Origin of the sequence: Rhizobium sp. Leaf306 (genome assembly GCF_001423425.1) — a bacterium.
Lineage (GTDB): Bacteria > Pseudomonadota > Alphaproteobacteria > Rhizobiales > Rhizobiaceae > Neorhizobium > Neorhizobium soli.
Window position 1 is genome coordinate 119,321 of sequence record NZ_LMNX01000006.1, and the last position, 25,284, is coordinate 144,604.

21 protein-coding genes are annotated in these 25,284 nt (G+C 61.4%); 3 read left to right on the forward strand and 18 right to left on the reverse strand.

The window, feature by feature from the left end; all coding sequences use genetic code 11:
- Positions 1–44 precede the first annotated feature (44 nt).
- From addA to ASG19_RS22235, 11 genes are all read right to left on the reverse strand, one after another.
- Positions 45–3,635: a double-strand break repair helicase AddA gene (gene addA, locus ASG19_RS22185; protein ID WP_062462959.1), complete on the reverse strand. Its 3,591-nt coding sequence runs from the start codon at positions 3,633–3,635 to the stop codon at positions 45–47.
- The gene (gene addB, locus ASG19_RS22190) at positions 3,628–6,831 is read right to left on the reverse strand and encodes a double-strand break repair protein AddB (RefSeq protein ID WP_062462962.1); all 3,204 of its coding nucleotides are present in this window, start codon (positions 6,829–6,831) and stop codon (positions 3,628–3,630) included. The genes addA and addB overlap by 8 nt, the downstream gene beginning before the upstream one ends.
- A 4-nt stretch (positions 6,832–6,835) precedes the next feature.
- A complete protein-coding gene (locus ASG19_RS22195; protein WP_062463067.1) occupies positions 6,836–7,576 on the reverse strand; it encodes a nucleotidyltransferase family protein in 741 nt (246 codons plus the stop codon).
- Between the two features lie 16 nt (positions 7,577–7,592).
- Positions 7,593–9,110 (reverse strand): tRNA (adenosine(37)-N6)-threonylcarbamoyltransferase complex ATPase subunit type 1 TsaE, encoded by a 1,518-nt coding sequence (gene tsaE / locus ASG19_RS22200; protein WP_062462965.1) that lies wholly within the window; start codon positions 9,108–9,110, stop codon positions 7,593–7,595.
- Entirely contained in the window at positions 9,107–11,698 is a 2,592-nt protein-coding gene (locus tag ASG19_RS22205) for an ATP-binding protein (protein ID WP_062462968.1), read from the reverse strand. Before ASG19_RS22205 ends, tsaE begins: the two co-directional genes overlap by 4 nt.
- 207 nt (positions 11,699–11,905) lie before the next feature.
- A complete protein-coding gene (ahcY, locus tag ASG19_RS22210; protein ID WP_062462971.1) occupies positions 11,906–13,306 on the reverse strand; it encodes an adenosylhomocysteinase in 1,401 nt (466 codons plus the stop codon).
- A gap of 160 nt (positions 13,307–13,466) precedes the next feature.
- Entirely contained in the window at positions 13,467–13,745 is a 279-nt protein-coding gene (locus tag ASG19_RS22215; protein ID WP_062462974.1) for an HPr family phosphocarrier protein, read from the reverse strand.
- Positions 13,746–13,762: 17 nt separating this feature from the next.
- A complete protein-coding gene (locus tag ASG19_RS22220; RefSeq protein WP_062462977.1) occupies positions 13,763–14,164 on the reverse strand; it encodes a PTS sugar transporter subunit IIA in 402 nt (133 codons plus the stop codon).
- A gap of 127 nt (positions 14,165–14,291) precedes the next feature.
- Entirely contained in the window at positions 14,292–14,759 is a 468-nt protein-coding gene (locus ASG19_RS22225; RefSeq protein WP_062462980.1) for a serine kinase, read from the reverse strand.
- The gene (locus tag ASG19_RS22230; RefSeq protein WP_156466591.1) at positions 14,756–16,495 is read right to left on the reverse strand and encodes a sensor histidine kinase; all 1,740 of its coding nucleotides are present in this window, start codon (positions 16,493–16,495) and stop codon (positions 14,756–14,758) included. The genes ASG19_RS22225 and ASG19_RS22230 overlap by 4 nt, the downstream gene beginning before the upstream one ends.
- Before the next feature lie 163 nt (positions 16,496–16,658).
- Complete coding sequence (locus ASG19_RS22235) at positions 16,659–17,384, reverse strand: response regulator transcription factor (RefSeq protein ID WP_092665285.1); 726 nt, start codon at positions 17,382–17,384, stop codon at positions 16,659–16,661.
- Positions 17,385–17,731: 347 nt separating this feature from the next.
- Here ASG19_RS22235 and ASG19_RS22240 point away from each other — a divergent pair, with 347 nt between their 5' ends.
- The 3 genes from ASG19_RS22240 to ASG19_RS22250 all read left to right on the forward strand — a co-directional run bounded on the left by ASG19_RS22240 (position 17,732) and on the right by ASG19_RS22250 (position 20,520).
- On the forward strand, positions 17,732–19,342 hold the full coding sequence (locus tag ASG19_RS22240; protein ID WP_062462989.1) for a phosphoenolpyruvate carboxykinase: 1,611 nt from the start codon (positions 17,732–17,734) through the stop codon (positions 19,340–19,342).
- A 106-nt stretch (positions 19,343–19,448) separates the two neighbouring features.
- Positions 19,449–19,883 carry an alternative ribosome rescue aminoacyl-tRNA hydrolase ArfB gene (gene arfB, locus ASG19_RS22245; RefSeq protein WP_062462992.1) on the forward strand — a complete coding sequence of 145 codons (435 nt, stop codon included), beginning with the start codon at positions 19,449–19,451 and terminating at the stop codon, positions 19,881–19,883.
- Between the two features lie 25 nt (positions 19,884–19,908).
- Positions 19,909–20,520 (forward strand): alpha-ketoglutarate-dependent dioxygenase AlkB, encoded by a 612-nt coding sequence (locus ASG19_RS22250; RefSeq protein ID WP_062462995.1) that lies wholly within the window; start codon positions 19,909–19,911, stop codon positions 20,518–20,520.
- A gap of 40 nt (positions 20,521–20,560) precedes the next feature.
- On the opposite strand, the gene coaA is transcribed toward ASG19_RS22250, so the two are convergent.
- From coaA to hisB, 7 genes are read right to left on the reverse strand one after another with little or no spacing between them, the layout of a single operon-like run.
- Positions 20,561–21,562: a type I pantothenate kinase gene (coaA, locus tag ASG19_RS22255; RefSeq protein WP_082476502.1), complete on the reverse strand. Its 1,002-nt coding sequence runs from the start codon at positions 21,560–21,562 to the stop codon at positions 20,561–20,563.
- Complete coding sequence (locus ASG19_RS22260) at positions 21,562–21,882, reverse strand: phosphoribosyl-ATP diphosphatase (RefSeq protein WP_062462998.1); 321 nt, start codon at positions 21,880–21,882, stop codon at positions 21,562–21,564. The genes coaA and ASG19_RS22260 overlap by 1 nt, the downstream gene beginning before the upstream one ends.
- A gap of 24 nt (positions 21,883–21,906) precedes the next feature.
- The gene (gene hisF, locus ASG19_RS22265; protein WP_062463001.1) at positions 21,907–22,683 is read right to left on the reverse strand and encodes an imidazole glycerol phosphate synthase subunit HisF; all 777 of its coding nucleotides are present in this window, start codon (positions 22,681–22,683) and stop codon (positions 21,907–21,909) included.
- Positions 22,680–23,423, reverse strand: coding sequence for a 1-(5-phosphoribosyl)-5-[(5-phosphoribosylamino)methylideneamino]imidazole-4-carboxamide isomerase (gene hisA, locus ASG19_RS22270; protein ID WP_062463004.1), 744 nt, complete (start codon positions 23,421–23,423; stop codon positions 22,680–22,682). Before hisA ends, hisF begins: the two co-directional genes overlap by 4 nt.
- Before the next feature lie 2 nt (positions 23,424–23,425).
- Positions 23,426–24,076, reverse strand: a complete 651-nt coding sequence (hisH, locus tag ASG19_RS22275; RefSeq protein WP_062463007.1) for an imidazole glycerol phosphate synthase subunit HisH — start codon at positions 24,074–24,076, stop codon at positions 23,426–23,428.
- Positions 24,076–24,564: a DUF2628 domain-containing protein gene (locus tag ASG19_RS22280; RefSeq protein ID WP_062463010.1), complete on the reverse strand. Its 489-nt coding sequence runs from the start codon at positions 24,562–24,564 to the stop codon at positions 24,076–24,078. Before ASG19_RS22280 ends, hisH begins: the two co-directional genes overlap by 1 nt.
- 20 nt (positions 24,565–24,584) lie before the next feature.
- Positions 24,585–25,193, reverse strand: coding sequence for an imidazoleglycerol-phosphate dehydratase HisB (gene hisB, locus ASG19_RS22285; protein ID WP_062463073.1), 609 nt, complete (start codon positions 25,191–25,193; stop codon positions 24,585–24,587).
- Positions 25,194–25,284 lie beyond the last annotated feature (91 nt).

Sequence of the window (25,284 nt, forward strand, 5' to 3'; positions counted from 1 at the left end):
CCCAGATGTGAGATCGGCACTCACTATTTTCAATGTCCGTCATGTCACTTTGTCTTAAGTTCTGCAAGCGAACGGGACATCAGCTCCACACCCAGCGGGATTACCTTTGCCGTCTCGGTGTAGACGAGCACGCAGTCGATCGCTTTGCCCGGATAAAGAGGCGTGAGGATTTCGCGGTAGATGGAGAGCTGTGCCCTGTGGGTCAATGGCACGTCTTCCGCAGTGCCCGGCGGAAAGCGGTTGGTCTTGTAATCGAGGATGATGACGCGGTCTTCCATCTCGACCAGCCGGTCGATCCGGCCCGAGATCGCGTAGTCCTGGCCCTCCAGCGTCAGCGTTCCCATGATCGAGACCTCCGACTGGCTGCGCGCAGAAAATACCGGCGCGAGCTCGGGAAGGGACAGAACAGACATGACGCTCTCAACTAGCTTCTGTCGCTCAGCCGGCGGCCAGAAGCGGGCGGCGCGGTCGGCATAACGCCGGGCTGCACCCTCGCGTTCACCGTCCGGGAAGTCGGTCAGCATCTGCAGCATCCGATGCACGAGTTTGCCCTTTTGCAGCGCCAGGCTACCGGTCGCCTTGTCGCCGAACAGCGGCGATGTGACGATCAGATCATCATCGTCGTCATCGATCATCGTGCCGGCACCAGACGGGCTAAGTGGCCTCGGCAGGATTTTTCGTGGGGGAAGCGGCCGGGAGAGGGCAGTGGGCAGGGTAGGGGCGAATGCCTCCCGTTCCGAGCCGCCTGCACCTGCGTGGTCCGCTTTGGCAGCAGCCTTGCCGGGCGCCTGGGGCAAACGCCAGGACAGGCCGTTCCACTCGCCCTCGGGTCCGGAGAATGTAGTCGGGCTGCAATGCTGACCGCTCGCCGACAAGGCACGTGCGATCATCGCCTGCCAGCTGTCAGGATTGTCGCGGCTGCCACGATAGCCGCAAATCACCAGATGATCGGCAGCGCGGGTCATACCCACATAGAGAAGTCGCCGGTACTCTTCTTCGGCAGATGTCTTCAACCGCTCGTCGTCCGCCGCCGTCAGCGGGTTGGACAAAGTCTTTCCCGCAAGCCAGGCCGGAACATCGCCATGGACGGTCTTCAGCAACCGGAATTTCGGGACATGCGACGGAATGAAGGATTTTGAGTTGCTGTCGACGAGGAACACGACCGGCGCTTCGAGGCCCTTGGAAGCATGTACGGTCATGATCCGCACCTCGTTGCGGCCACCATCCTGTTCGCGCTTCACCTCGGGGCTTTCCAGCTCCAGCGTGGATACGAAAGCCTGCAGGCCAGGCAGGCCGGATGTCTCGTGATCGAGCGCGAAGGTGAGCAATTCATCGAGAATATCGCCCGCCTCGGTGCCGAGCCGTCCGAGAAACTTCCGCCGTCCGCCATATTGTCCGAGAATACGGGCGTAGAGATCATGCGGGCTGAGCAGGCGCGACAGCGTCAGCAGATGCTGCAATCGCTCCGCTGCATCACGAAACCGCAGCGGCTGTTCCTCGGCAAGACGCTTCAGCTGCGCCCAGGCGCTGTCGTCTTCGGCTCTGAGCGCCGCAACCTCGAAGACATCCTCCTCGGACAGATCGAACAACGGGCTTTTGAGCAGCGCCGCCAGCGACAGGTCGTCCTGCGGCAGAAGCAGAAAGCGGCCAAGCGCCAGCAGATCCTGCACCGCGATATGGCTCGTCAGCTTCAACCGGTCGGCGCCTGCTACGGGAATGTTGTCGCGACGTTTCAGCGCCCGCGTCAGCGCGTTAACGAAGGCGTCGCGCTTTCTCACGAGAACGAGAATGTCGCCAGGCTCGATCGGCCGTTCCACGCCCTTTTCGATGATCGTCTCGCGGCCGATCATCTCGCCGATCCGGGCGGCGATGCGAGAGGCGAGAATGGCAGCCGGTGCCTTGTCCGGGGTCGAATCGAACGGCGCCGTCCAGTCGTCTTCCTGTTCGGAAACCTCCGGCGCCACCACGTCCCACAGATCGACCGCGCCGGGATGACCCATGCGGTTGGAACGGTGCTGCACCGGATCGCCGATCGCGGACAGGCCCTTGGCATTTTCCTCGATCGAGAACACCTGATCGACGGCAGAAAGAATGTCGGCTGTCGACCGGAAGGACAGCGGCAGGCGGATCGCGTGGAACGGCTGGCCGCTGGCCGCAACCTGCCTCTGCGTCGCGCTGCGTTCCTCGGCAAATCGCTCGGGACGCGCGCCCTGGAACGAATAGATCGACTGTTTCTCGTCGCCGACGGCAAACATCGTCCGACGTGTATCGCGCGCGCTGTTGCCGGAATAAAAGTCCTCCGCCAGCGACTTGATCACGGTCCACTGGATCGGGCTGGTATCCTGCGCCTCGTCGACCAGGATGTGATCGATCCCCTGGTCGAGCTTGTAATGCACCCAAGCGCCGACGCCGTCGCGCGTCAGAAGATCTGCGGTCCGGGCGATCAAATCCTCAAAATCGAGCAGGCTGCGGCCCCTTTTCAGGTCCTCGTAGTCGTCGGTGAGACGTGCGGCAAGTGTCAGCGCCGCCTTGGTGGCCGCAAACAGCCGGAACAGCCGCAACCGGTTCCGGCAGCTCAGAACATGCTCCCGCGCCGCATCGATCGCGTTGGCAAGCTCCGGTGCGATCTTGGTCATGGCGCTGGCGATCAGGCTGCGATCCGCCTTCACCGTTCCCTTGGCGGTCAGGAAGATGGAATCGAGATAAGCGGCGCGCTTGAAGACATCCGTCTCCTTGGCGACCAGGCGCAAACCATAAGCCACCTCATGCACGGTCGAGCCGCCCTTCTGATCGGCAAGCGACAGATAGAGATCGAGCGTGATGCCGGAAAGCTGGGGCAGCGGCCAATAGGTAGCGGCAATGCTGTCTTCGCTATCGGCAGGATCGAGCCCTAAGACCCGCTTCAGTTCCGGGCCGATGCCGCCGTTCTTTTCCGCCTGCGCGGTGAACTTGCGGATCGCGGTTCGTCTGGCAACGATATCGGAGAGCAGCGTCTCCAGCCCGAACTCGTCGCCGAGATCGAGCACGTGGGCAAAGGCTTCCGCCAGATCCGGATCGTCCTCGGCGGATGTGGCCGTCAGCAACGACCGCCGCGCTTCGGAGAGGAGGGCGGTGGCGGCGCGGTCATCGAGCACCGAAAAATGGCCGGCCACATTGGCCTCCAGCGGAAACTGGTGCAGCAGAGCTTCGCAGAAGGCGTGGATCGTCTGGATCTTGAGACCACCCGGCGTTTCCAGCGCCTTCGCAAACAGCCGCCGCGCCTCGGCAATCTTCAGGGAATCCGGCTCATGACCTTCGATAGCCGCGATCCGCGCGCGCAACTCCTCGTCGGAAAGAACCGTCCATTCCGACAATCGCTGAAACACACGGTTCGACATTTCTGACGCTGCGGCCTTGGTATAGGTGAGGCAGAGGATGGCGGAGGGACGGCATCCGGCAAGTAGAAGCCGGATCACCCGCTGGGTCAGCACATGCGTCTTGCCGGAGCCGGCATTGGCCGACACCCAGGCGGAACTGGCCGGGTCCGAGGCACGCGATTGCTGAACCGTCGTCCAGTCGATCCAATGAAGCGGGTCGTCTCCATCCGGCAGGTCCGAAGCCGGGTTATCCGGAAGGTCGGTGAAAAGATCACTCATCGGCGTCTGCCTCTCCATCGTCATCGGCGGTCGACCACTCGGCAACGCGGGCGAGGTGATCGTATTCGCCGCCGAAATCGCCCTGGGCAAACGGCACCAGCCGCGAGGCGAACCCCGCATCGCCCTGACGCAGCTTGATGACGAACTTGGTCAACTGGTCGATCGATTCCTGCGCCAGATCGATCGCCGATTTCGGCTGGCGTTTGGCATTCGCGGTTGCGCCCTCATTGTTGATCCGGTCTTCCTTGAACCGGTCGCCGGGTCGAAGCCGGACATAAAGAAGATCGCCGGGCCGCTGGATGCCCATCGTCTTGAAGGCGCCTGCCTGCAGCGCCGCTGCCTCCAAGGCAAGTTGCGGATCGAGCAGCGACCTCGCCTGCAATATTGAGGGGTTGAGGCCGGTCTTATAGTCAATGATATCGGCCTCGCCGGAGCGCTTGATGTCGATCCGGTCGGCAATGCCGGTAACGCGAATGCCAGCGCTCTCGACGTCGAAACCGGCACCGGCTTCCGTCACGCTGCTGCGCACTTCCGGTGCGCGCCGTTCTTCCCAGTCGAGAAAGGCCCGCGCCACCTCGACAAAGCGCGGCCGCCAGACCCGGTCTATATGCGGCGGGAGCTGTTCGGCGTCGAACAGCTCCCGCGTGATGCGCTGCATTGCTTCACGTGAAACCGGTGTGCCGGGCTTGTGTCCTTCGCGCGTATAGTGATCGATGATGGCGTGGTAGAGCGTGCCGCGCTGTGCCGCACCCGGATCTTCGTTGAACGGCGCCAGCGGATCGAGTTTGAGGATACGCCGTGCATAGATCGAATAGGGGTCGCGACGCAGCCGTCCGACTTCGCTGAACGAATATTTGACCGGCTGCAGCTCCGCCGGCGGTTTGGGGGCAGGGCGCCTGGCCTGCTGCTGGTTGTCGCCACGATCGATCAGTGATGCCCAATGCAGGATATCCTTGCCGCGCGCCTTCAATTCGTCGGCAAAACTTTTGCCGCCCAGCGCCAGCAGTCTCTGCAGCCAGCGGGAGGCGACCGTCGGTGTCGATCCCTGTCGTGTGGAGCGGGAAAAGATCAGGTTGCGGGTGCCGCAGGCCATTTCGAAATCGTGCGCCAGCTGGCCGATGCGACGTTCGGGCGGTTCCAGCCCCATATCGGTCTTCATCGAGCGCGACAGGAACGGATTGTTGACCGTCTGTCCCGGCCAGGAGCCTTCGTTGAGACCGCCGAGGATCATTGTATCGACGCTCTGCAGCCGCGCTTCCAGCGTGCCGAAGATGAACACCCGCGGATGCGCCAGCGACCGCGGCTTTACCGCTTCGCCTGTCGTCAGCGCCATGACGATGTCGATCCACTGCGGTCCGTCGGCCTCGATCTGGCCTTCCGTCTCGATGACTTCGCCGAGCAGGCCCGAGAGACGTTCGCCCGGCTCTCCGGACCAGAGTACCGAGAGATCACCGCGCTCGTCGATGCAAAGGGCTTCGAGCGCACGCCCGGTGCGCGTCGCCCAATCGGACAGCGTCAGTCTTGCCGTCAACCCGCGTCCATCGGGACGGCGGCGGATAAACGCGCTGACCAGCGGTTCCACCGCCGCCGATATCCGCTTTGCGATATCCTTTGCCTGAGCAACCGCACCTTCAGGCAACGAGCTGCGCCAATGCGGCATGTGGCGATCTTCAAGGATTGCGGTCAGCTGTGCATCGAGAAGCGGCTCGAGAGCGGCGATATCCATGTCGCCGACGCCACCGCGCAGCGCCAGCACTTCCAGCGCATCGATCGCGGCGCGCAATTCGGCAGGCGGAAGGCCAAGCCGTATCAGTGGGTGTTTCAACAGGCCGACGATCGCCACCGGATCGCCTGGCCGAAGCGTCGCTTCCAGCAGAAGCTGGGTCAACGTGCCCTGCGGCGTGCCCGAAAGCGCCGAACCGGCCGAATCATCGGCGAGGATGCCGAAACGGGCAAGCTCTGCGGTGACGCGGCGGCCAAGCGCGCGGTCGGGCGTGATTAGCGCCGCCTGGGCCTCGCCACCGTTGCGTCCGGGTTTCTCCAGCGCCAGCCGTAAGGCGATGGCAATCGCCACCGCTTCCTCGCGCTCGTTGGCAGCTTCGATCAGCGAAACATCGGCAAAGGCCGCGCGCAGCCTTTCAGGGTCGGCCTCCTGGCGCCATGTACTCCAGCGATCGGTCGCCTTGGCGGGCACCAGCGCCTGCGAGATCGCCTCGGCGCGAAAGGCAAGATCAGCCTCTGTCTCGCCGATGACAGTGACATCCTCGCGCGTGGCACCGATCTTCTTCAACAGGCGGGACAAACCGAATTGCGGATGGCTGCGGCTCGAAGGGTCGGGCTTGCCGTCGAAGGTTTCCTCGCCCACCATGTCCCACTGGTCCTGCGGCATCGTCATGTCGAGGCCCGGCAGGACGACAGTACCTTCGGCAAGCCTGGAGATCGCTGCGATCAGCTCGGCCGCTGCCGGCACCGACCCGGTGGAGCCGGCAACGATCACGGGGCCTTTGTGCTCCCGCTCGGTAATCCGTCGCGCTTCGCCGCGCAGGATCGAAGCGCGATGCTTTGCCGGCGAAGAGCGTTTCAGCTCTTCAAGCCGCGTCGGCCAGAAGCCGCTGGCGATCTTCAGAAATTCGGCGGTCAGCTGCCACCACAGCGCATGTTCGCCGGTCTGGAGATTGTCGAGATCCTTCCAGTCGCGTTCCTCGGTTTCGATCGCATCAATCAGTTCCGCCAGCGCACGGGCAAGCCAGATCGCATCCGCAGGACTTGCGGGCGCGACAAGCGGCGATTCCGAATGCACATCCAGCACGATCTTCGGCAACTGGTTGCGCCAGGCTAGGATCAGCCGGCCGAGTTCGAGCAGTCGCGCCGTGCCGCCGATCGGCAGGGCCAGATCCATTTCCTCGGGCGCCACGAGATCGAAAAACCCCTGATCGTCGTCGGTTTCGCCAAGCGGCCGGATGACCGGCAGGATCGCGGCGCGACCGCCGAGAAGATCGACGAATTCCGAGCGCAGCACGCGGGCCGAACGTCGGGTCGGCACGAAAATGGTGACATCGGCCAGCGAGAGCGGATTGTCCGGGTTATAGCGAAACGTCTCGTTCAGCCGACCGTCGCAGAGTGCTGCGGCTAGCGTCTTCAGGAAAGGCGCACCTGACGGGATGGAGAAGAGGCGGTTCGGCGATGCATCCGACATCGGATCAGGCCCCTGCTTTGTGGCGGGCAATCACGGCTTCGGCTTCAGGCAGCGCTTCCGGCGTGCCGACGGTGATCCATTCGCCATCCATCACGAGGCCGAACAGCCGGTCGTTCTTGATGGCGCGGTCGAAATAGATGTTGAGGTTGAAGGCATCATCAGGCGCGTCGTCGAGAAGCGACGTGTGCATGACGATCGCACCCGCATAGACGACCGGGTTGTCTTGCCCTTCGGTGTAGCGCGACAGTCTTCCGTCGGAGGAAAGCTGGAAATCCTTCTTGCCGTTGTGTCCGGTGGTGCACTCCAGCGGCACGCAAAGCAGCGCCATATCCATGCGCTCAGCATCGAAAAATTCGGCCAAACGCTCAAGGTTTGTGGGCTCGCCTGGCTTTTCACCGATCCAGAACAGGTCGGCGTTCATGACGAAGACAAAGCCTCGTTGAAGCAGGGACAGACCCTGCTTCAAGCCACCACCCGAGTTCATCAGCTGCGCCCGCTCGTCGGACACGATGATTTCAAGGCGCGGATAGGCGGCGAGATGCGCTTCCATCCGGTCGGCGAAGTGATGGACGTTGACGACCGCATGCGTTACCCCGACGTCGGCCAGGGCATCGAGCCCGTAATCGATCATCGGCTTTCCGGCAACGGGCACCAGTGGCTTCGGCATCGTATCGGTGATCGGGCGAAGCCGGGTACCGAGCCCTGCCGCCAGCACCATAGCCTGCGTGATCGGGGTGTTGGTCATGTCCATGCAACCGTATTTATGATTCGGGAAGCTCTATACCAGCCCTGTGGCACCAATCGCGCAAGGGCGCGAGTGCTTCATGCGCGAGTGCCGTCGAAAGATGGCGCAATGTTCGCGGCATATGCTTCATATATTGCGGCTTGCCGTCGCGTTCGCGCAGTCGAACCCAGAGCCCGGCAAGCTTGCAGTTGCGCTGTGCCGCCATGATCGCCCAGGATTTGAGGAAACCCGCTTCGTCAAATCCGCCCAGTGCGCGGCGCAGCGTCAGGTAGTCGATCATCATCTGATCGGCCAGAACCTTGGGAATATCGACGCGGGCGTCCTGAACCAGTGACGCGAGGTCGTAAGCCGTCGGGCCGATCATCGCATCCTGAAAATCGATCAGGCCCACCTGGTGCACGCCGGAGGCTTGGCTACGCCAGATGATGTTCGGGGAATGAAAATCGCGCAGCAGCAGGTTTTTCTCCGCGCTTCCGAGCTCTGCGATCAGCCCGTCCCAGATCGAGAGATACTCCTCTCGCTCGTCCGCTCCAGGTTGCCCGCCGCGCTTCCACGGCAGATACCAGTCAAGAAGAAGCCGTGCTTCCATCTTCATCGCGACCGGATCGAAATCCGGGATGTGATGCGTCTGGGAGCCGTCGACGGGAAGGTCCTGCCGGATCTCATGGCCGTGCAAATAGGCCAGCGCCACGACGCTTTCGCGGTAGCGTTCGCCGATCGGCTGCCCGTCTTCGTCGAGCACACCATCTTGGCCGAGGTTCTCGATGAGAAGAATGCCTTGGTCGTAATCCACGGCAAGCACTTCAGGGGCGCAAAGACCTATGCCGCGTAGATAGTCGGAGATCGCCACGAAGGGATAGGCGTCCTCGGCGATATGCGCCACTTTTGGATAGGGCTTGCCGTCGAGAACCGGCGGACCCTCTGGCCGCTTCGGCCAGTCCATCAGGATCACCTTTTCGGCTGATTCGGTCAGAACGGTTTCATAGGCCCGCATCGAGGCATCGCCGGTCAGGAACCGGCGTCGGCCATCGGCATGACCGTGAGTGCGCAGAAACTCGCGGATGGCGATCACCCGGCGAATGCGGGCAAGGGCTGCTTCCGGTGCCGTAATCGTCGCCCGTCGGCCGCTCGTCTCATGCTCGAGCGTCAGCGTGATGCGATCCGCGGGCAGGAGGTCGCCGCCCATTTCCGGCCATTCGACAAGGCAGATACCGGAAGAAAGCGCTTCGTCGAAACCGAGTTCGTCGAGCTCAGACGGATCGGCCAGCCGATAGAGATCGAAATGCGCCACGGGAATGCGCAGTTCATAGATCTGGACCAGCGTGAAAGTGGGGCTTGGCACTTCCAGATCGTCCTGGTCCGCCATGGCCCGAAGAAAGGCCCGCGCCAGCGTCGATTTGCCGGCGCCGAGATCGCCCGAAAGAGCCAGGCAGTCGCCGGCCTTCAGCGCCAGCACCAGATCCTCGCCGAACAGAATTGTCTCGGCCTCGTCGGCCAGTGTCACGACAATGCTATCGCCAGGCGCAGCGATCATTCGGCAGCGACCGATCGGGTGCGGGCTCCAACCGGAATGCGACAGGTGACAACCGTTCCCTGTCCGGCCCGGCTGTCGATCGAGACGTCGCCGTTGTGGAGGGTCACAAAGCTTTCGACGATCGAAAGGCCAAGGCCCGCACCGCTGCGCTTGCCGCCCTTGGCGTTTGCCTCGAACCGGTCAAACACCGTTTTCAGCATGTCAGGAGGAATGCCGGGGCCTCTGTCAGTTACCGAGAAGAACACGTTGCTCTCGTCGCGCCAGCAATTCAGCGAGATTGCGGATCCCTCGGGCGCAAAATTGGTGGCGTTCATCAGAAGCTTGATCAGGATCTGCTTCAGCCGCTGCTCGTCGGCAAACACGGTTCCGAGTGCCGTCGGCGCGATGATTTCCAGCGTCACCGTATTTTCGTGGAGCCGGTCGGCGATCTGCATCGCTACGTCGTCCAAAAGCTCGTCCACGGCCAGCTGCGAATAGTTCAGCTGCATGATGCCGGCATCGACGGTCGCGAGATCAAGGATATCGTTGACGATGGTGAGAAGCACCGACGAGGACGTGGAGATGTGGTCGATATATTCGGCCTGTCGCTCGTTCAATTCGCCCATGCCGGGCGTCTTCAGGAGATCCGTGAAGCCAATGATGTTGGTCAGCGGCGAGCGCAGCTCGTAGGAAACATGCTGGACGAAATCGTTCTTCAGCTCGTCTGCCTTCTGCAGCGCCTCGTTCTTTTCCTTGAGTGCCCGCTCGGCGCGCGCGCTGGCCGTCATGTCGACGAAGGTGAACATCGTCTGGGCATTCGGCAAAGGCGTCGCGGCATAATCAAGGATCAGGCCGGAATAGAGCTCGAACGTTCCCTGAATCGAGGCCCGTTCGTCATCGAAATTGGTCAGCATCTGCCCGAAATGACGCCAGCCGTCCGGCTCGTCATAGGATGGCGCGCAGGCTTTCTCGATCGCCTTGATATGGGTGCCCGGCTTGGTCTCGTCGGCGGTCACGCCCCAGAGCGCACGGAAAGCGGGGTTGGACAGTGTGATTCGGCCGTCCGGGCCGAACACGGCCACGCCTTCTGCAAGGTGGTCGATCGTTTCGCCCTGAACCTTGACCAGCGTGTTGTAACGGGTTTCGAGATCGACCTGTTCGGTGAGGTTTTCGAACACCCAGGTGGCGCCGCCGCGAGGGTGCGCGGTGGCGATGACGCGCAGCGTCTGGCCGTTCGGCAGATGCCAGGTATCGGTCTTGGTATCGAGCGCCTGGTAGATCGACAGCGCCGATTCCTTCCAGTTGCGCCAGCTGAGCTCTTCCGGCAGCTTGCCGTTGGCGCGCAGCTTGTCGAGCAGTTCGGAATTATCCGGCCGCGATTCGAGGAAGGGCAGGGAAAGGCCCCACAGCTGGACGAAGGCCTGGTTGTAGAATTGCAGCCGCCGTTCGCCGTCGAAGATCGCGACGGGTGTCGCGAGGTGGTCCAGCGTTTCGGCGTGGCTGTTGAGCGTCCGCTTCAGCTCTTCGCGCACCGATTCGGCTTCCGACACATCGATCGCAATGCCGACGGAACCGTTCGTTGCTACGACATCGACAACGTCGAACACGGTACGATTGCCCCGCACGACAGTGGAGATGCGGTCGTGGAAAGGCGAGTTGGCTGTTGCGACGGCGCGGATTTTCTCACGCGCGATCGTGCCCAGGAATTCGCGGCTTTCGTCAACGGCCTGCGTCGGAACCTTGGCTTCGACGGCATCGCTATAGGCGTGGTTGACCCAGGCAAGCCTGCCCTGTGCGTCGCGCTGCCAGACCGGCTGTTCGATCGTGTCAAGCAGCGAGTGGAAAAGCGAGATGGAGTGGGTCAGCCGTTCGCGTTCGATCTTCAGTTCGGCAAGCTCGGCGCGCAGGTTGTTGAGCGCGATAAAGCGGACAAACGCCTTTCCGCCCGAAACGCGGCCCTGCACCTCAAGGATTTCGTCGCGGTTGGTTTCAAGAACCAGATCGAAGCTGCGGGCTTCGCCGCGCAGAGCGTCGATCGCCTTTTCCAGCTCGATTGCCGAGGAAGAGCGCAGCCAGCGGCCGAAGGCGAGAAAATCGCGATCCTGCTGCGGCGCACCGGTTTCAGCCGGCAGCTGGCCCAGGAACTCAGGTTTGGAGTAGCCGCTTTCCCACACCACGATGCGGCGGTTCTTGTCGGCGATCAGCGCTTCGTACTTGGAAATCCGCTGCTGCGCATCCGAAAGCGCGCTGCGCATATCCTGGGTTTCGGCTTCCATGTTGCCGCGCTGGCGAACCAGCCAGACGGCCGACAGCAGGGCAGCCCCCAGCGCGCCAAGCAGCAGCGACGACCAGATCACCTGGGTCGACGAGAACATGTGCGGACCGACCGTGCCGGCCTCCTGTGCATGCGCCATCCCAGCCACGCCTGAGAGCACCGTCCCCGCCAGGAACGCTGCAGCCGGACGTGCCAAGCTCACCGGCGCAAGCCGGGCAAGGTCTTTCTTCCACCGCCCATTTGCCGCCTCTTTGCAGGCGTCCAGGCCGCAGCTCATCGCCACGCCACAAATGAGATCGGCCTGCTTTCGCAGGCTCGTTTTTCTTACCGACATGACCGGTCTGTCTCCGTCCAATTGCCGCTTATCGACAAGACATACCACATCGCACCTTGCCCGAAGCCGGAGGCTCGAACGAGTACGAATCAAGAGCTGTAACAATACCTGCCGCGGCAGAGAGCGGGAAGGCGCGGGGCCAAAAAAGAAGCCGCAGCCTTTGTCAAGGCTGCGGCCACAAGATGTTGTGGATTGTTCGGCTACGGATCAGTAGCGGTAGTGTTCAGCCTTGAACGGACCCTGCGACGAGACGCCGATATAAGCAGCCTGTTCGTCAGAAAGTTTGGTCAGCGTCACGCCGAGCCTTCCGAGGTGAAGACGGGCAACTTTTTCGTCGAGGTGCTTGGGCAGGATATAGACCTCGTTCTTGTACTCGCCCTGCTTCGTGAACAGCTCGATCTGGGCCAGCGTCTGGTTGGTGAACGAGGCGGACATGACGAAGGACGGATGGCCGGTAGCATTTCCGAGGTTGAGAAGGCGACCTTCCGACAGAAGGATCATCCGGTTGCCCTTCGGGAACTCGATCATGTCGACCTGCGGCTTCACGTTGGTCCACTTCAGGTTCTTCAACGCCGCAACCTGGATCTCGTTATCGAAATGGCCGATATTGCCGACGATCGCCATATCCTTCATCTCGCGCATATGCTCGATGCGGATGACGTCCTTGTTGCCGGTAGTGGTGATGAAGATATCGGCCGAGGCGACGACGTCTTCGAGCACGACGACTTCAAACCCGTCCATGGCAGCCTGCAGGGCGCAGATCGGATCGACTTCAGTGACCTTGACGCGAGCACCGGCGCCCTGGAGCGAAGCAGCCGAACCCTTGCCGACATCGCCGTAACCGCAGACGACGGCGACCTTGCCGGCCATCATCACGTCGGTGCCGCGGCGAATGCCGTCGACCAGCGATTCCTTGCAGCCGTACTTGTTGTCGAACTTCGACTTGGTGACGGAGTCGTTGACGTTGATGGCCGGGAAGGGCAGCAGGCCCTTCTTGGAAAGATCATAAAGGCGGTGAACGCCTGTGGTGGTCTCTTCGGTCACACCCTTGATCGCATCGCGCTGCTTGGTGAACCAGCCTGGCGAAGCGGCAAGACGCTTCTTAATCTGCGCGAACAGGATCTCTTCTTCTTCCGATGTGGGCACGGAAAGAACGTCCTCACCGGCTTCGGCGCGGGCGCCGAGCAGGATGTACATGGTGGCGTCGCCACCATCATCGAGGATCATGTTGGAGAAGCCGCCATCCGTCCACTGAAAGATCTTGTCGGTGTATTCCCAGTACTCGGTGAGCGATTCACCCTTCACGGCAAATACCGGGATGCCGGACGCTGCAATGGCAGCAGCGGCATGATCCTGGGTCGAGAAGATGTTGCAGGAGGCCCAGCGAATGTCGGCGCCGAGTTCCTTCAGCGTCTCGATCAGAACCGCCGTCTGGATCGTCATGTGCAGCGAACCGGAGATGCGGGCGCCCTTGAGCGGCTGCGATGCACCGAATTCCTCGCGGCACGACATCAGGCCCGGCATTTCGGTTTCGGCGATGTCGAGCTCCTTGCGGCCGTAGGCAGCAAGTTCGATATCCGCGACGATGTAATCCTTGTCAGTGCTCATAAAGCTCTCCGCGTGGTGTGTCGAAGGCAGGGGAACGGATTTCCGTTCATCCGGGCGTCGACGAAAAATCTCGCCAGCGGTGTAACAGGCTTGGGGCTGACTTGCAACCAACACATAAAGACGTCTTTATATGTTTATGTCCGTTCGGTTGCTATGGTTATCAAGCTTCTTCGCCGAACTTGTTGGCAACCAGCGCCTCCAGAGCGTCGAGCGCTTCAACAGCCTGCGGGCCGCTTGCGGAAACCTCGATCGAACAGCCGGTGCTGGCGGCTAGCATCATCAGGCCCATGATGGAATTGCCGCCGACTGTCGATCCATCCCTTGAAACCTTCACATCGGCTTCGAAACTTTCCACCATCTGCACGAACTTGGCCGATGCTCGCGCGTGGAGACCACGCTTGTTGACGATTGTGAAATGCCGTGGGGCAAGGGGAGACATGCGTTTGCAGTGCTTTCTTATTTTCCGCTGAGCACGCGGCTTGCGACGTTGATATATTTGCGGCCGGCCTCGGAGGACTCCACCAGCGAGCGCTCCATGTTGTTGTCGCTTCGGACGCCGGCAAGCTTGATCAGCATCGGCAGGTTCATGCCGGCGATGACCTCCGTCTTGCCGCTTTCCATCACCGAGATCGAAAGGTTCGACGGCGTACCGCCGAACATGTCGGTGAGGATGATGACGCCGTATCCGTCATCGGCCTTCGCGACCGCATCGACGATATCCTGCCTCCGCTGGTCCATATCGTCTTCGGGGCCGATGCAAATGGTTTCGATGAATTTCTGAGGTCCGACGACGTGCTCGACGGCCTGTCGAAATTCCTCAGCCAGCTTGCCATGAGTGACAAGCACAATTCCGATCATGAAAACTGCCCCCTGCTATGGAAACTTGCGGCCAATATCGCAACGCAATACAGGCGTCCAGCGGTGGGGAGCCATCTTCGCCATGTCCGCATCAAGTTCAAGTTAAAAAATCGCGAGCCGGATCGGGTCAGAAGGGTCGCTCCCCTCGAAATGCCGGGAAAAGGCCGGAAAGCGCGGAAAGTGGCTCCGGAAAGAGCGACCATAATCTCACCAGTGGAATGTCTCCGAGACCCAAAAGCGCAAAGCGTTCGTTGTCCGGCGGATACCGTTCGTCGTTCGGAGACGACAGGACGCGCACGGCAAGATCGAGGGCAGCTGACGGGGCGGAGTCTACTTCGATAATGCCACTGCCGCGCAATTCGATGAGGCCGGCGATCGTCTGCGGCCGGTGTGCGACGAGGCGATCATTCTCGCGCGAGACAAACACCTGGTCGTCGGCCACCAGCGCCGAAAAGACGCCCTGGCGTCTGGCGGCACTTAGACAGGCAAACGCCAGCATGGATTTGCCGCTGCCGGAAGGACCGGTGAAGAGGATGCCGCGGGTCCCGACGACGATCGCCGTGGCATGGATATTGACCCGTTGCGTGTCGCTCATGGCTCTTCGCCCGAAGGAAGCGACAGCGTGAAGCGCGCACCATTGAGCGTCTCCGTCTGGGGATCGACAAGGTTTTCCGCCTGTAGCGAGCCGCCATGCGCCACGGCGATCTGACGGCTGATCGACAGTCCCAGGCCCGAATTCTGGCCGAAGCTCTCGCCATCGGGGCGATCGGTGTAGAACCGCTCGAAGATGCGATCGATGTTTTCGGCCTGAATGCCCGGACCGTTGTCATCCACGGTGACGACCACCTTGTCCTTGACCCGGGCGAGGCGGATGGCAATGCGACCGCCTTTTTCCGGCACGAAGGAGCGGGCATTTTCGATAAGGTTGGTGATGATCTGGCCAAGCCGCAGGTCGTGGCCGTTGACGAGGTAGTTTGGTTTCTGCCCGCCCTTCGCGTCGATGACCAGATCGATCTCGACCGGTTTGCGGCCGGTGCGGATCTGTCTGGAAATATCGACGAGGTTGCCGAGCAGCGTATCCATGCCGACAGGTGCCGAATCGGTCCGGGCAAGCTCCGCGTCGAGCCGGGATGCATCGGAGATATCGCTGATCAGCCGGTCGAGTCGGCGGACGTCGTGGAAAATGATATCGGTGAGTTTCTGTTTCGAGGCCTCGGACTTGGCGAGCGGCAGCGTCTCGACGGCGCTGCGCAACGACGTCAGCGGGTTCTTCAGCTCATGGCTCACGTCGGCTGCAAAACTTTCGATCGCGTCGATGCGGTCGTAGAGCGCGTTGGTCATGTCGCGCACCGCGATCGAAAGGTTGCCGATCTCGTCTTGGCGGTATGAGAAGTCCGGGATCTCTTCACGCTGCTTGGCGCCGCGACGCACCCGAACGGCAGCGGCCGCAAGCCGGCGCAGCGGATTGGCGATGGTGGAGGATAGAAGCAGCGACAGGAGAATGTTCACGAGCGTCGCCACACCGAAGACGCGCATGATCGCCAGCCGCTCCGCATGCACGATCTTGTCGATATCGCCGGCCTGGGTGGAAAGAAGCAGGACGCCGAGCACGGCACGGAACCGCTGGACCGGGACTGCGACGGAAACGATCAGTTCGCCGCGATCGGTAATGCGCACGACCGCGCCGCGAACGCCGGTGAGCGCGTTCATCACTTCCGGATAGATCGAGCCATCGCCGCCGGGCGCTTCCTTGTAGGTCGGCAGGTTGCCGGGCTGCAGCATACGGTTGAACAGGCCGGCAACCCATTCGCTCCATGTCTGCGACTGATCTTCAACCGGCGGCAGATCGAAGCGCAGCACCTGGCCGCGCGAATAGAGGTGGCGCGAGTCCAGCAGCAGGTTTGCGTCTGCATCGAACAGTCGGGCGCGGGTGCGGGTCGGCGAGATCAGCCGCCGCAGCACGGGCGCGACCCGCTCGGGGTCGATCGGGAAATCGAGGTCCTCGTCGTTCGGCACCGGCGTGATGCTCTGGCCCGCCTGCAGTTCGAGAAGCTTCTGCGGATCGATGGTGATCGAATTGGTATCGACGGAGGCGGATGCGGAGATCGCGCCGGCAATGATTTCGCCCTGGGTCAGCAGGCTCTCGACGCGGGCATCGATCAACCCCTCGCGAAACTGGTTGAGATAGAGGATGCCGGCGACGAGAACGACGGTCGCCGCGATGTTGAAGAACAGAATGCGGCGGGTGAGGCTGGAAAACACCGCGTGGCCGAACACCCGGCGAATGAGCGTGAACGGTCGCGACCAGAAGCGCCGTGAGGCGCGGCGTATTCCGGCACTCGCGGGTCTGGTCGTTCCGGTTTCATGCAATCGGTCTGCCACGTGCAGTCCTTCCAGAGAGCTTACAGTCTAAGCCCTGTGCCGCGGTGGCTTCAAGTTACGCATCCGCACGATCGAATTTTTAGAGGCTCCCGGGTCTCGGAGCTGGCAACCGTTACGCAGCCTCGCGGAATCGGTAGCCAACGCCGTACAGCGTCTCGATCATGTCGAAATCCGTGTCAACCATCTTGAACTTCTTGCGCAGGCGTTTGATGTGGCTGTCGATGGTGCGGTCGTCCACATAGACCTGTTCGTCATAGGCGGCATCCATCAGCGCGTCACGGCTTTTTACGACGCCCGGACGCTGCGCCAGCGAATGCAGGATCAGGAATTCCGTGACTGTCAGGGTTACCGCTTCGCCCTTCCAGGTGCAGGTGTGGCGTTCCTGGTCCATCGCCAGCTGGCCGCGTTCCAGTGTGCGGGCCGCCAACTGGTCCGGGGTCGGCTTGACGCCGCCACTTGCCTGCTGGGCTTCTCGTGCGCTGGAGCGGCGCAGGATCGCCTTTACGCGCTCGACCAGCAATCGCTGCGAGAACGGCTTGGTGATGAAATCGTCTGCGCCCATCTTGAGGCCGAACAGCTCGTCGATCTCTTCATCCTTGGAGGTGAGGAAGATCACAGGCAGATCGGATTTCTGTCGCAGGCGTCGCAACAGCTCCATTCCGTCCATGCGCGGCATTTTGATATCGAAGATGGCCAGGTGCGGGGGGCGGGCGATCAGCCCGTCGAGCGCGGAGGCGCCATCGGTATAGGTTTCGACCTTATACCCTTCGGCTTCCAGTGCAATCGACACCGAAGTCAGGATATTGCGGTCGTCATCTACGAGCGCGATTGTCTGCATTCTCTCCGTCTCCATCGTCATATAGGCGCATCTCCTGGATGTCCCCAGCCAGAATTGGCGAAAGCCATGCGCTTCTTCAGTATAAAGGTGGAACAAATTGTGGCAACGCCAAGAGGCGCACGGTCGGTAGGGACCTTTGTCCCAATGAGCCAAACACAGTCTGCAGGTCGTGAAAGACCCTCAGAAACGGCGAACAGAAAACCCTCGTAAACCGATTTAATCGAGAATAAAATTTTTTAAATCGATTAAATAACTGATATTATTACGCTATTTCAGAATTATCTTGCCCTTTTTAAAAACCCGCTCTAGGTTCCGCGCAGGTTCAATCCACAAAAAGGAGCGCGCGTATGGAGCAGTTTGGACTTCACAACCCATCGAACGGGCTCGCAGACATCGGTCTCGGCAATGCATCGCGTGTGAATTACAATCTCAGCGAAGTCGAGCTTTACGAAGAAGCGATTCGCCGGGGCGAAGCCGATCTGACGATCGACGGCGCGTTGAGGGCTCGCACCGGACAGCATACCGGCCGGTCGCCCAAGGACAAATTCGTCGTCCGCGACGCGGGTACCGAAGACAAGATCTGGTGGGACAACAACAAGCCGATGTCGCCCGAGCACTTTGCCGTGCTGAAGGCTGACATGCTGGCCCATGCCAGCGGCAAGACCCTGTTCGTCCAGGATCTGATCGGCGGCGCCGACCAGGAAAACGCGCTTCCGACCCGCGTCGTCACAGAGCTTGCCTGGCATGCGCTGTTCATCCGCAACCTCCTCATCCGCCCCAAGCGCGATACGTTGGAAGGTTTCGAACAGAAGCTGACGATCATCAACCTGCCGAGCTTCAAGGCCGATCCGGCCCGTCACGGCTGCCGCTCCGAAACCGTGATCGCCTGCGATCTGGAAAACGGTCTCGTGCTGATCGGCGGCACGTCCTATGCCGGCGAAAACAAGAAGTCGGTCTTTACCGTTCTCAACTATCTCCTGCCGGCCAAGGGCGTGATGCCGATGCATTGCTCCGCCAATGTTGGCAGCGAAGGCGATACCGCCGTGTTCTTCGGTCTCTCGGGCACCGGCAAGACCACGCTTTCCGCCGACCCGACCCGCACGCTGATCGGTGACGACGAGCATGGCTGGGGCGAAAACGGCGTCTTCAACTTCGAAGGCGGCTGTTACGCCAAGGCGATCAAGCTTTCCGCTGAAGCCGAACCCGAAATCTACGCGGCAACCCGCCGTTTCGGCACGGTCCTGGAAAACGTCGTGCTCGACGACAACCGCGTTCCCGATTTCGACGACAATTCGCTGACGGAAAACACCCGCAGTGCCTATCCGCTGCATTTCATTCCGAACGCATCGGAAACCGGTCTCGCGCCGCACCCGAAGACGATCATCATGCTGACGGCAGATGCGTTCGGCGTGATGCCACCGATCGCGAGGCTGTCCCCGGAACAGGCCATGTACCACTTCCTGTCCGGCTACACAGCCAAGGTGGCTGGTACGGAAAAGGGTGTCACGGAGCCGGAAGCGACGTTCTCGACCTGCTTTGGCGCGCCATTCATGCCCCGCCATCCAGCTGAATACGGCAACCTCCTGAAGGACCTGATCGCCAAGCACGGCGTCGATTGCTGGCTGGTCAACACCGGCTGGACGGGCGGCGCATACGGCACCGGTCGTCGTATGCCGATCAAGGCCACCCGCGCGCTTCTGGCAGCAGCCTTGAACGGCAGCCTGAAGGATGCCGAGTTCCGCACGGATGCCAATTTTGGCTTTGCCGTTCCGGTCGCCGTCGACGGCGTCGAAACGTCCATTCTCGATCCGCGTTCGACCTGGTCCGATGGCCAGGCCTACGACAACCAGGCAGCCAAGCTGGTCTCGATGTTCATCAAGAGCTTTGAGAAGTTCGAAGACTATGTCGATAGCAAGGTCCGCGACGCAGCACCTGGCCTGAAGATCGCCGCCGAGTAATCCTTTGGTCCCAGCTGGACCCTAAGGATTCACGTGGAACATTATAGCCGTCGGCTCTCCTTGAGCCGGCGGTTTTCTTTTGCTCCGGTTTGTGGGAAATACGGCCATGGCCAGCAGTCCTCTCGAGATCAACACCCGCATCACCATCGCCGGATGGGAACTCACCGAGCAGTTCGTGCTGGCGGGGGGGCCGGGCGGCCAGAACGTCAACAAGGTCTCGACGGCGGTCCAGCTGTTCTTCGATCTCGTCAATTCCCCGTCGCTGCCCGAGCGGATTAAGGAAGCCGCGATCAAGCTCGCCGGCCGGAAAGTGTCGAAGGACGGCGTGCTGATGATAGAGGCCAACCGGTTTCGCAGCCAGGAGCGCAACCGCGAAGATGCCCGCGACCGGCTGAAGGAACTGATCCTTAAGGCAGCCGAGCCGCCACCACCGCCACGCCGGAAAACCAAGCCCACCAAAGGCTCGGTCGAGCGGCGGCTCAAGGCAAAATCCGGCCGCTCCGATGTCAAGAAGATGCGCGGTAAGCCGAGCGGCGACTGACGGGCAGGTCTACGGGAGGAACGATATGGCGACTTTGGCAAACGGCATCCGGCATCTGCCGGACTTTCTGAACCGCGCCGCCCAGGAACGTCTGGTCGAGATCATCCGCGCCATCGTCGCCCAGGCACCGCTCTACGTCCCGGCCATGCCCGGCACCGGAAAACCGATGTCGGTCCGGATGACGAATTGCGGCGAGCTCGGCTGGGTGACAGACAAGGAGCGCGGCTACCGCTACCAGGAGACCCATCCACAGACCGGCCGGCCATGGCCCGCCATTCCCTCGGAACTGCTGGAGCTCTGGGAAACCCTTGCCGGCTATGACAAGCCGCCGCAGGCCTGTCTCGTCAATTTCTATTCCGACGATGCGAAAATGGGCCTGCATCAGGACAAGGACGAATCAGACCTGAACGCGCCGGTACTTTCCATCTCGCTCGGCAATACTTGCCTGTTCCGGGTCGGTGGGGTCGACCGCAAGGATCCGACGGGCTCATTCAAGCTGTCGAGCGGCGATATCGTGGTGCTGGGTGGGGAAGGGCGGCTGGCGTTTCACGGGGTCGATCGGATCTATCCCGGCACATCGACGCTTCTCAAGAACGGCGGCCGCATCAATCTGACGCTGCGAAGGGTCAATAGCTAACGATCGAAGATCCATCGCAGGATGGGTATCGATCGACAGCCTACAGTTTTCTCAGGGCGACCGTCTCGATGAAGTGGTCGCGACCCTTGCGAAGAATGATATCCGCACGCGGCCGCGTCGGGATGATGTTCTGGCGCAGGTTCTTGAGATTGATATTCTCCCAGAGCCCTTCGGCGACCGCAAGCGCCTCCGCTTCGCTGATCGCCGCATACTTGTTGAAGAAGGATGTCGGCTCACGAAAGGCCGTCTGCCGCAGTTTCATGAACCGCTGGACATACCACTGGTGGATCTGCTCCTCGTCGGCATCGATATAGATCGAGAAGTCGAAGAAGTCAGACACAATCGGCACGATCTTGCCATCAACAGGCAATGCGCGCGACTGCAGCACATTGATGCCTTCGAAGATCAGGATGTCGGGACGGTCGACCAGCGTGTATTCGTCCGGCAGCACGTCATAGGTCAAATGCGAGTAGCGCGGCGCCTTGACGTTTTTCTCGCCGGCCTTGATTGCCGAAAGAAACCGCAGGATCTGGCCGATATCGTAGCTCTCCGGAAAACCCTTGCGCTGCATCAGGTCCTCACGCTGCAGGACGGCGTTGGGATAAAGAAACCCGTCGGTCGTGATGAGATCGACCTTGGGGCTTGCCGGCCAGCGGGCAAGCAGTTCCTTCAGCACGCGTGCGGTGGTCGACTTGCCGACCGCGACCGAACCGGCAACGCCGATGATGAACGGCGTCTTTGATACATCCGGCAGGGTCAAAAAGCGGTTGCGCTGCCGGTAAAGCCGCTGCGAGGCCTCGACATGGGTCGAAAGCAGGCGCGACAGCGACAGATAGATGCGCCGGACTTCGTCGATGTTGATCGGGTCATCCAGCGAGCGCAGCCGGGCGATTTCCTCGGCCTTCAGCGTCAGCGGCGTATCGGCCCGGAACTTCGCCCATTCCTCGGCGGTGAAGTGGTGGTAAGGCGAGTAGTATTCCGCGTTCACACCGCTCTCCGGACTATCCACATCATGCTTTTCAGGCGTCGAAACGATGTTCATCAAGGAGCTCGGCTCGCCTTTTCCTGCAGGCCTGTCTGGCCTGTCCTGCGCTGAAGTTCAGCGAGCACATCCTGCAACGGGATGTCGGCAATGTTCAATACGACCATCAGGTGATAGAGGAGGTCGGCACTTTCAGACACAAGGTCGTGCCGGTCCTGCGCCACCGCGGCGATCACAGTTTCCACGGCCTCTTCGCCAAGCTTCTTGGCAGCCTTGGTCTGGCCGGCCGCCACGAGCTTCGCAGTCCAGGATTCCTCCGGCGGGGCTTTCGCGCGCTGCGCAACGATCTTCTCGAGATCGCCGAGGGTGAATTCACTCAAAACCGTCTCCTCCCGTCCCGAATATCAGTCGAGCCGCATGGCGATGCCATGGTCGGCCATATAGCGCTTTGCTTCGCCAATCGAATAGGTCCCGAAGTGAAAAATCGAGGCGGCGAGAACGGCCGTCGCATGGCCCTCTGTCACGCCTGCAACGAGATCGTCGAGCGTGCCGACGCCGCCCGAGGCGATGACGGGAACGCGAACCGAATCGGCAATCGTGCGGGTCAGCGCCAGATCGTAGCCGATCTTCGTGCCGTCGCGGTCCATCGAGGTCACGAGCAATTCGCCTGCGCCGCGCTCGACCATTTTTCGCGCAAACTCGACGGCATCGATGCCGGTTGCCGTGCGGCCGCCATGGGTGAAGATCTCCCAGCGGTCGCTCTCGCCGGCGGAGGACACCCGCTTGGCATCGATCGACACGACGATGCACTGGTTGCCGAACTTGTTGGCAGCTTCGTAGACGAAATCCGGATTGTTCACGGCAGCGGAGTTGATCGAAACCTTGTCGGCCCCGGCCAGCAGCAGCTTGCGGATATCGGCAATGGCGCGAACGCCGCCGCCGACGGTCAGCGGCATGAAGCAGTGTTCGGCGGTGCGCGCGACGACGTCGAAGATCGTGTCGCGATTGTCTGACGAAGCAGTGATGTCGAGGAAGCAGAGTTCGTCGGCACCGGCAGCATCATAGGCCTTAGCGGCCTCGACCGGATCGCCGGCATCGATCAGGTCGACGAAGTTGACGCCCTTGACGACACGGCCGTCCTTCACGTCGAGGCAGGGAATGACACGGGCTTTGAGCGTCATGCGGCTTCTCCTCTCGCGGCGCGAATCAGCGACAGCGCTTCGTCAGGATCGATACGGCCGTCATAGAGCGCCCGCCCGGAAATCGCGCCTTCGAGACGGGCTGCATCCGGTTGCAGCATGCGGTGGATATCGTCCATCGAGGCAAGACCGCCCGACGCGATGACGGGAATGGAAACTGCATCCGCCAGTTCCAGCGTCGAGGCCCAGTTGATGCCGGCCAGGATCCCGTCGCGGTCGATATCGGTATAGATGATCGCCGAAACACCGGCGCCTTCGAATTTCTTCGCAAGCTCGATGACGCCTAGCTCGGACGCCTCAGCCCAGCCTTCCACCGCCACTTTGCCACCCTTGGCATCGATGCCGACGGCGACCTGGCCCGGAAACTTCTCGCATGCCTCGATGACGAGGGCGGGATCGCGCACCGCAACAGTGCCGAGAATGACACGCGCCAATCCGCGGCTGAGCCATGCCTCGATATGCTCGAGCGTCCGGATACCGCCGCCGAGCTGCACCGGGTTCTTCGTTGCCTTCAGGATCGCATCGACGGCCGCGCCATTGACGCTTTCGCCGGCAAAGGCGCCGTTGAGGTCCACCACATGCAGCCACTCGAAACCCTGGTCCTCAAAGGCCTTGGCCTGGTCGGCAGGGTCCGGATTGTAGACGGTTGCCTGCTCCATGTCGCCAAGCTTGAGACGCACGCACTGGCCGTCCTTGAGATCGATAGCCGGGAAAAGAATCATGTTCAGGGCTTCCAGCGCAGGAAGTTGGAAATCAGGGCGAGGCCAAGTGTCTGGCTCTTTTCCGGATGGAATTGCGCCCCCACCATGTTGTCGCGTCCGACGAATGCCGTCATCGCGCCACCGTATTCGGTTGTGGCAATCACGTCGGAAGGGTTGGCGGCGGCCAGATGGTAGGAGTGCACGAAATAGGCGTGCAGCCCGTCCGGTCCGGTCGGAATGCCATCGAACAGAGGATGCGGGTTGACGAGCTCCAGCGTGTTCCAGCCGATCTGCGGGATCTTCAAGCCGGGATCGGACGGCGTCATCTCGACGACGTCGCCCTTGATCCAGCCGAACCCTTCGCTGGTGGTCTTTTCGAGCCCGCGCGAGGACATCAACTGCATGCCGACGCAGACCCCGAGGAAGGGCCGCGCCTTTGTCTCGACGGCTTCGATCAGCGCCTCGTGCATCCCCGAAACGGCATCAAGCCCCGCCCGGCAATCGGCATAGGCGCCAACGCCTGGAAGAACGACGCGGTCAGCCGAGGCGACGGCGTCAGGCTTGTCGGTAAGGTCGATTTCAGCGTCGATGCCGGCCTCGCGGGCGGCGCGTTCGAAAGCCTTGGTAGCGGATCGGAGATTGCCGGATCCGTAGTCGATGATTGCGACGCGCATCAGCGTCCTCCGTGATCGAAAAGTCCGGCGCCGGAACTCTGCCATCCGGCAGCGGCGGGGGAAGGGGTGTTCGTCTGTGGCGCCCACTCGGAAAGACTAGGCATGGCCTTCGGTTCCGGCTGCGGCAGATTGGAGAAATACATCTCCTCGGCCGTGCTTCTGTCCTGCGCAAACACAACGGTTTCGAGCGTGTAGCCGCGGCGCTGCAGAGACTGCGAATAGAGATGCCGGCCTTCCAGCGCAACGATGAGGTTCATCGCAAAGCCGAGCAGCCAGCCACCGATCGCGAAGCCCGGCATGGTCGAAAGAACGCCGCTGCCGATCTGGATCGCAAGGGCAATCGCGCCGGCAATCCACATCCGGTGCCAGAACAGCCAGATCCAGGAGAGCAGGAATGCCGGCCATGAAAATCCGTCCGTCATGATAATGGTGGAACGGTGCTCCCTGTCGGGGCCATTTTTCGGCGTCAGAACGAGATAGCTTCTCAAGGATGAAACTCCTGGAAGCGTCAGGCAAGCGTACCCTTGGTCGAAGGAACGCGATTGGCCTGCCGCGGATCGATTTCTGTCGCGATGCGCAACACGCGCGCCACGGATTTGAAGCAGGTCTCGGCGATATGATGGTTGTTGGCGCCGTAATGGTTGAGGATATGCAGCGTGATCCCGGCATTCTGCGCCAGCGCGTTGAAGAATTCCCGCACCAGTTCCGTATCGAACGTGCCGATCTTCGGGGCCGAGAACGAGACGTTCCAGACCAGGAACGGCCGGCCCGATACGTCGACCGCAGCCTTCGTCATCGTTTCGTCCATGGCGAGATCGAGCGAGGCATAGCGGGCAATGCCGCGCCTGTCGCCGAGCGCCTTGGAAATGGCCTGGCCAATCGCGATGCCGGTGTCTTCCACCGTATGGTGATCGTCGACATGCAGGTCGCCCTTCACGTCGATCTCCATGTCGATCAACGAATGGCGCGACAGCTGGTCCAGCATATGGTCGAAAAACCCGACGCCCGTCGAAATCTTTGACGTGCCGGTGCCGTCAAGATTGACGGAAACCGAAACGGAGGTCTCGTTGGTCTTGCGGGAAACGCTTCCCGTGCGTGTGGCTGTCGTATCGCCCATCAGGTCACCCATGCTTATTCTGCGCGCTCCATATCAGGCGGCAGATCAAATATCCAGCAAAAGCACGGCCGAAGCGCGGCCGGTACGCTGT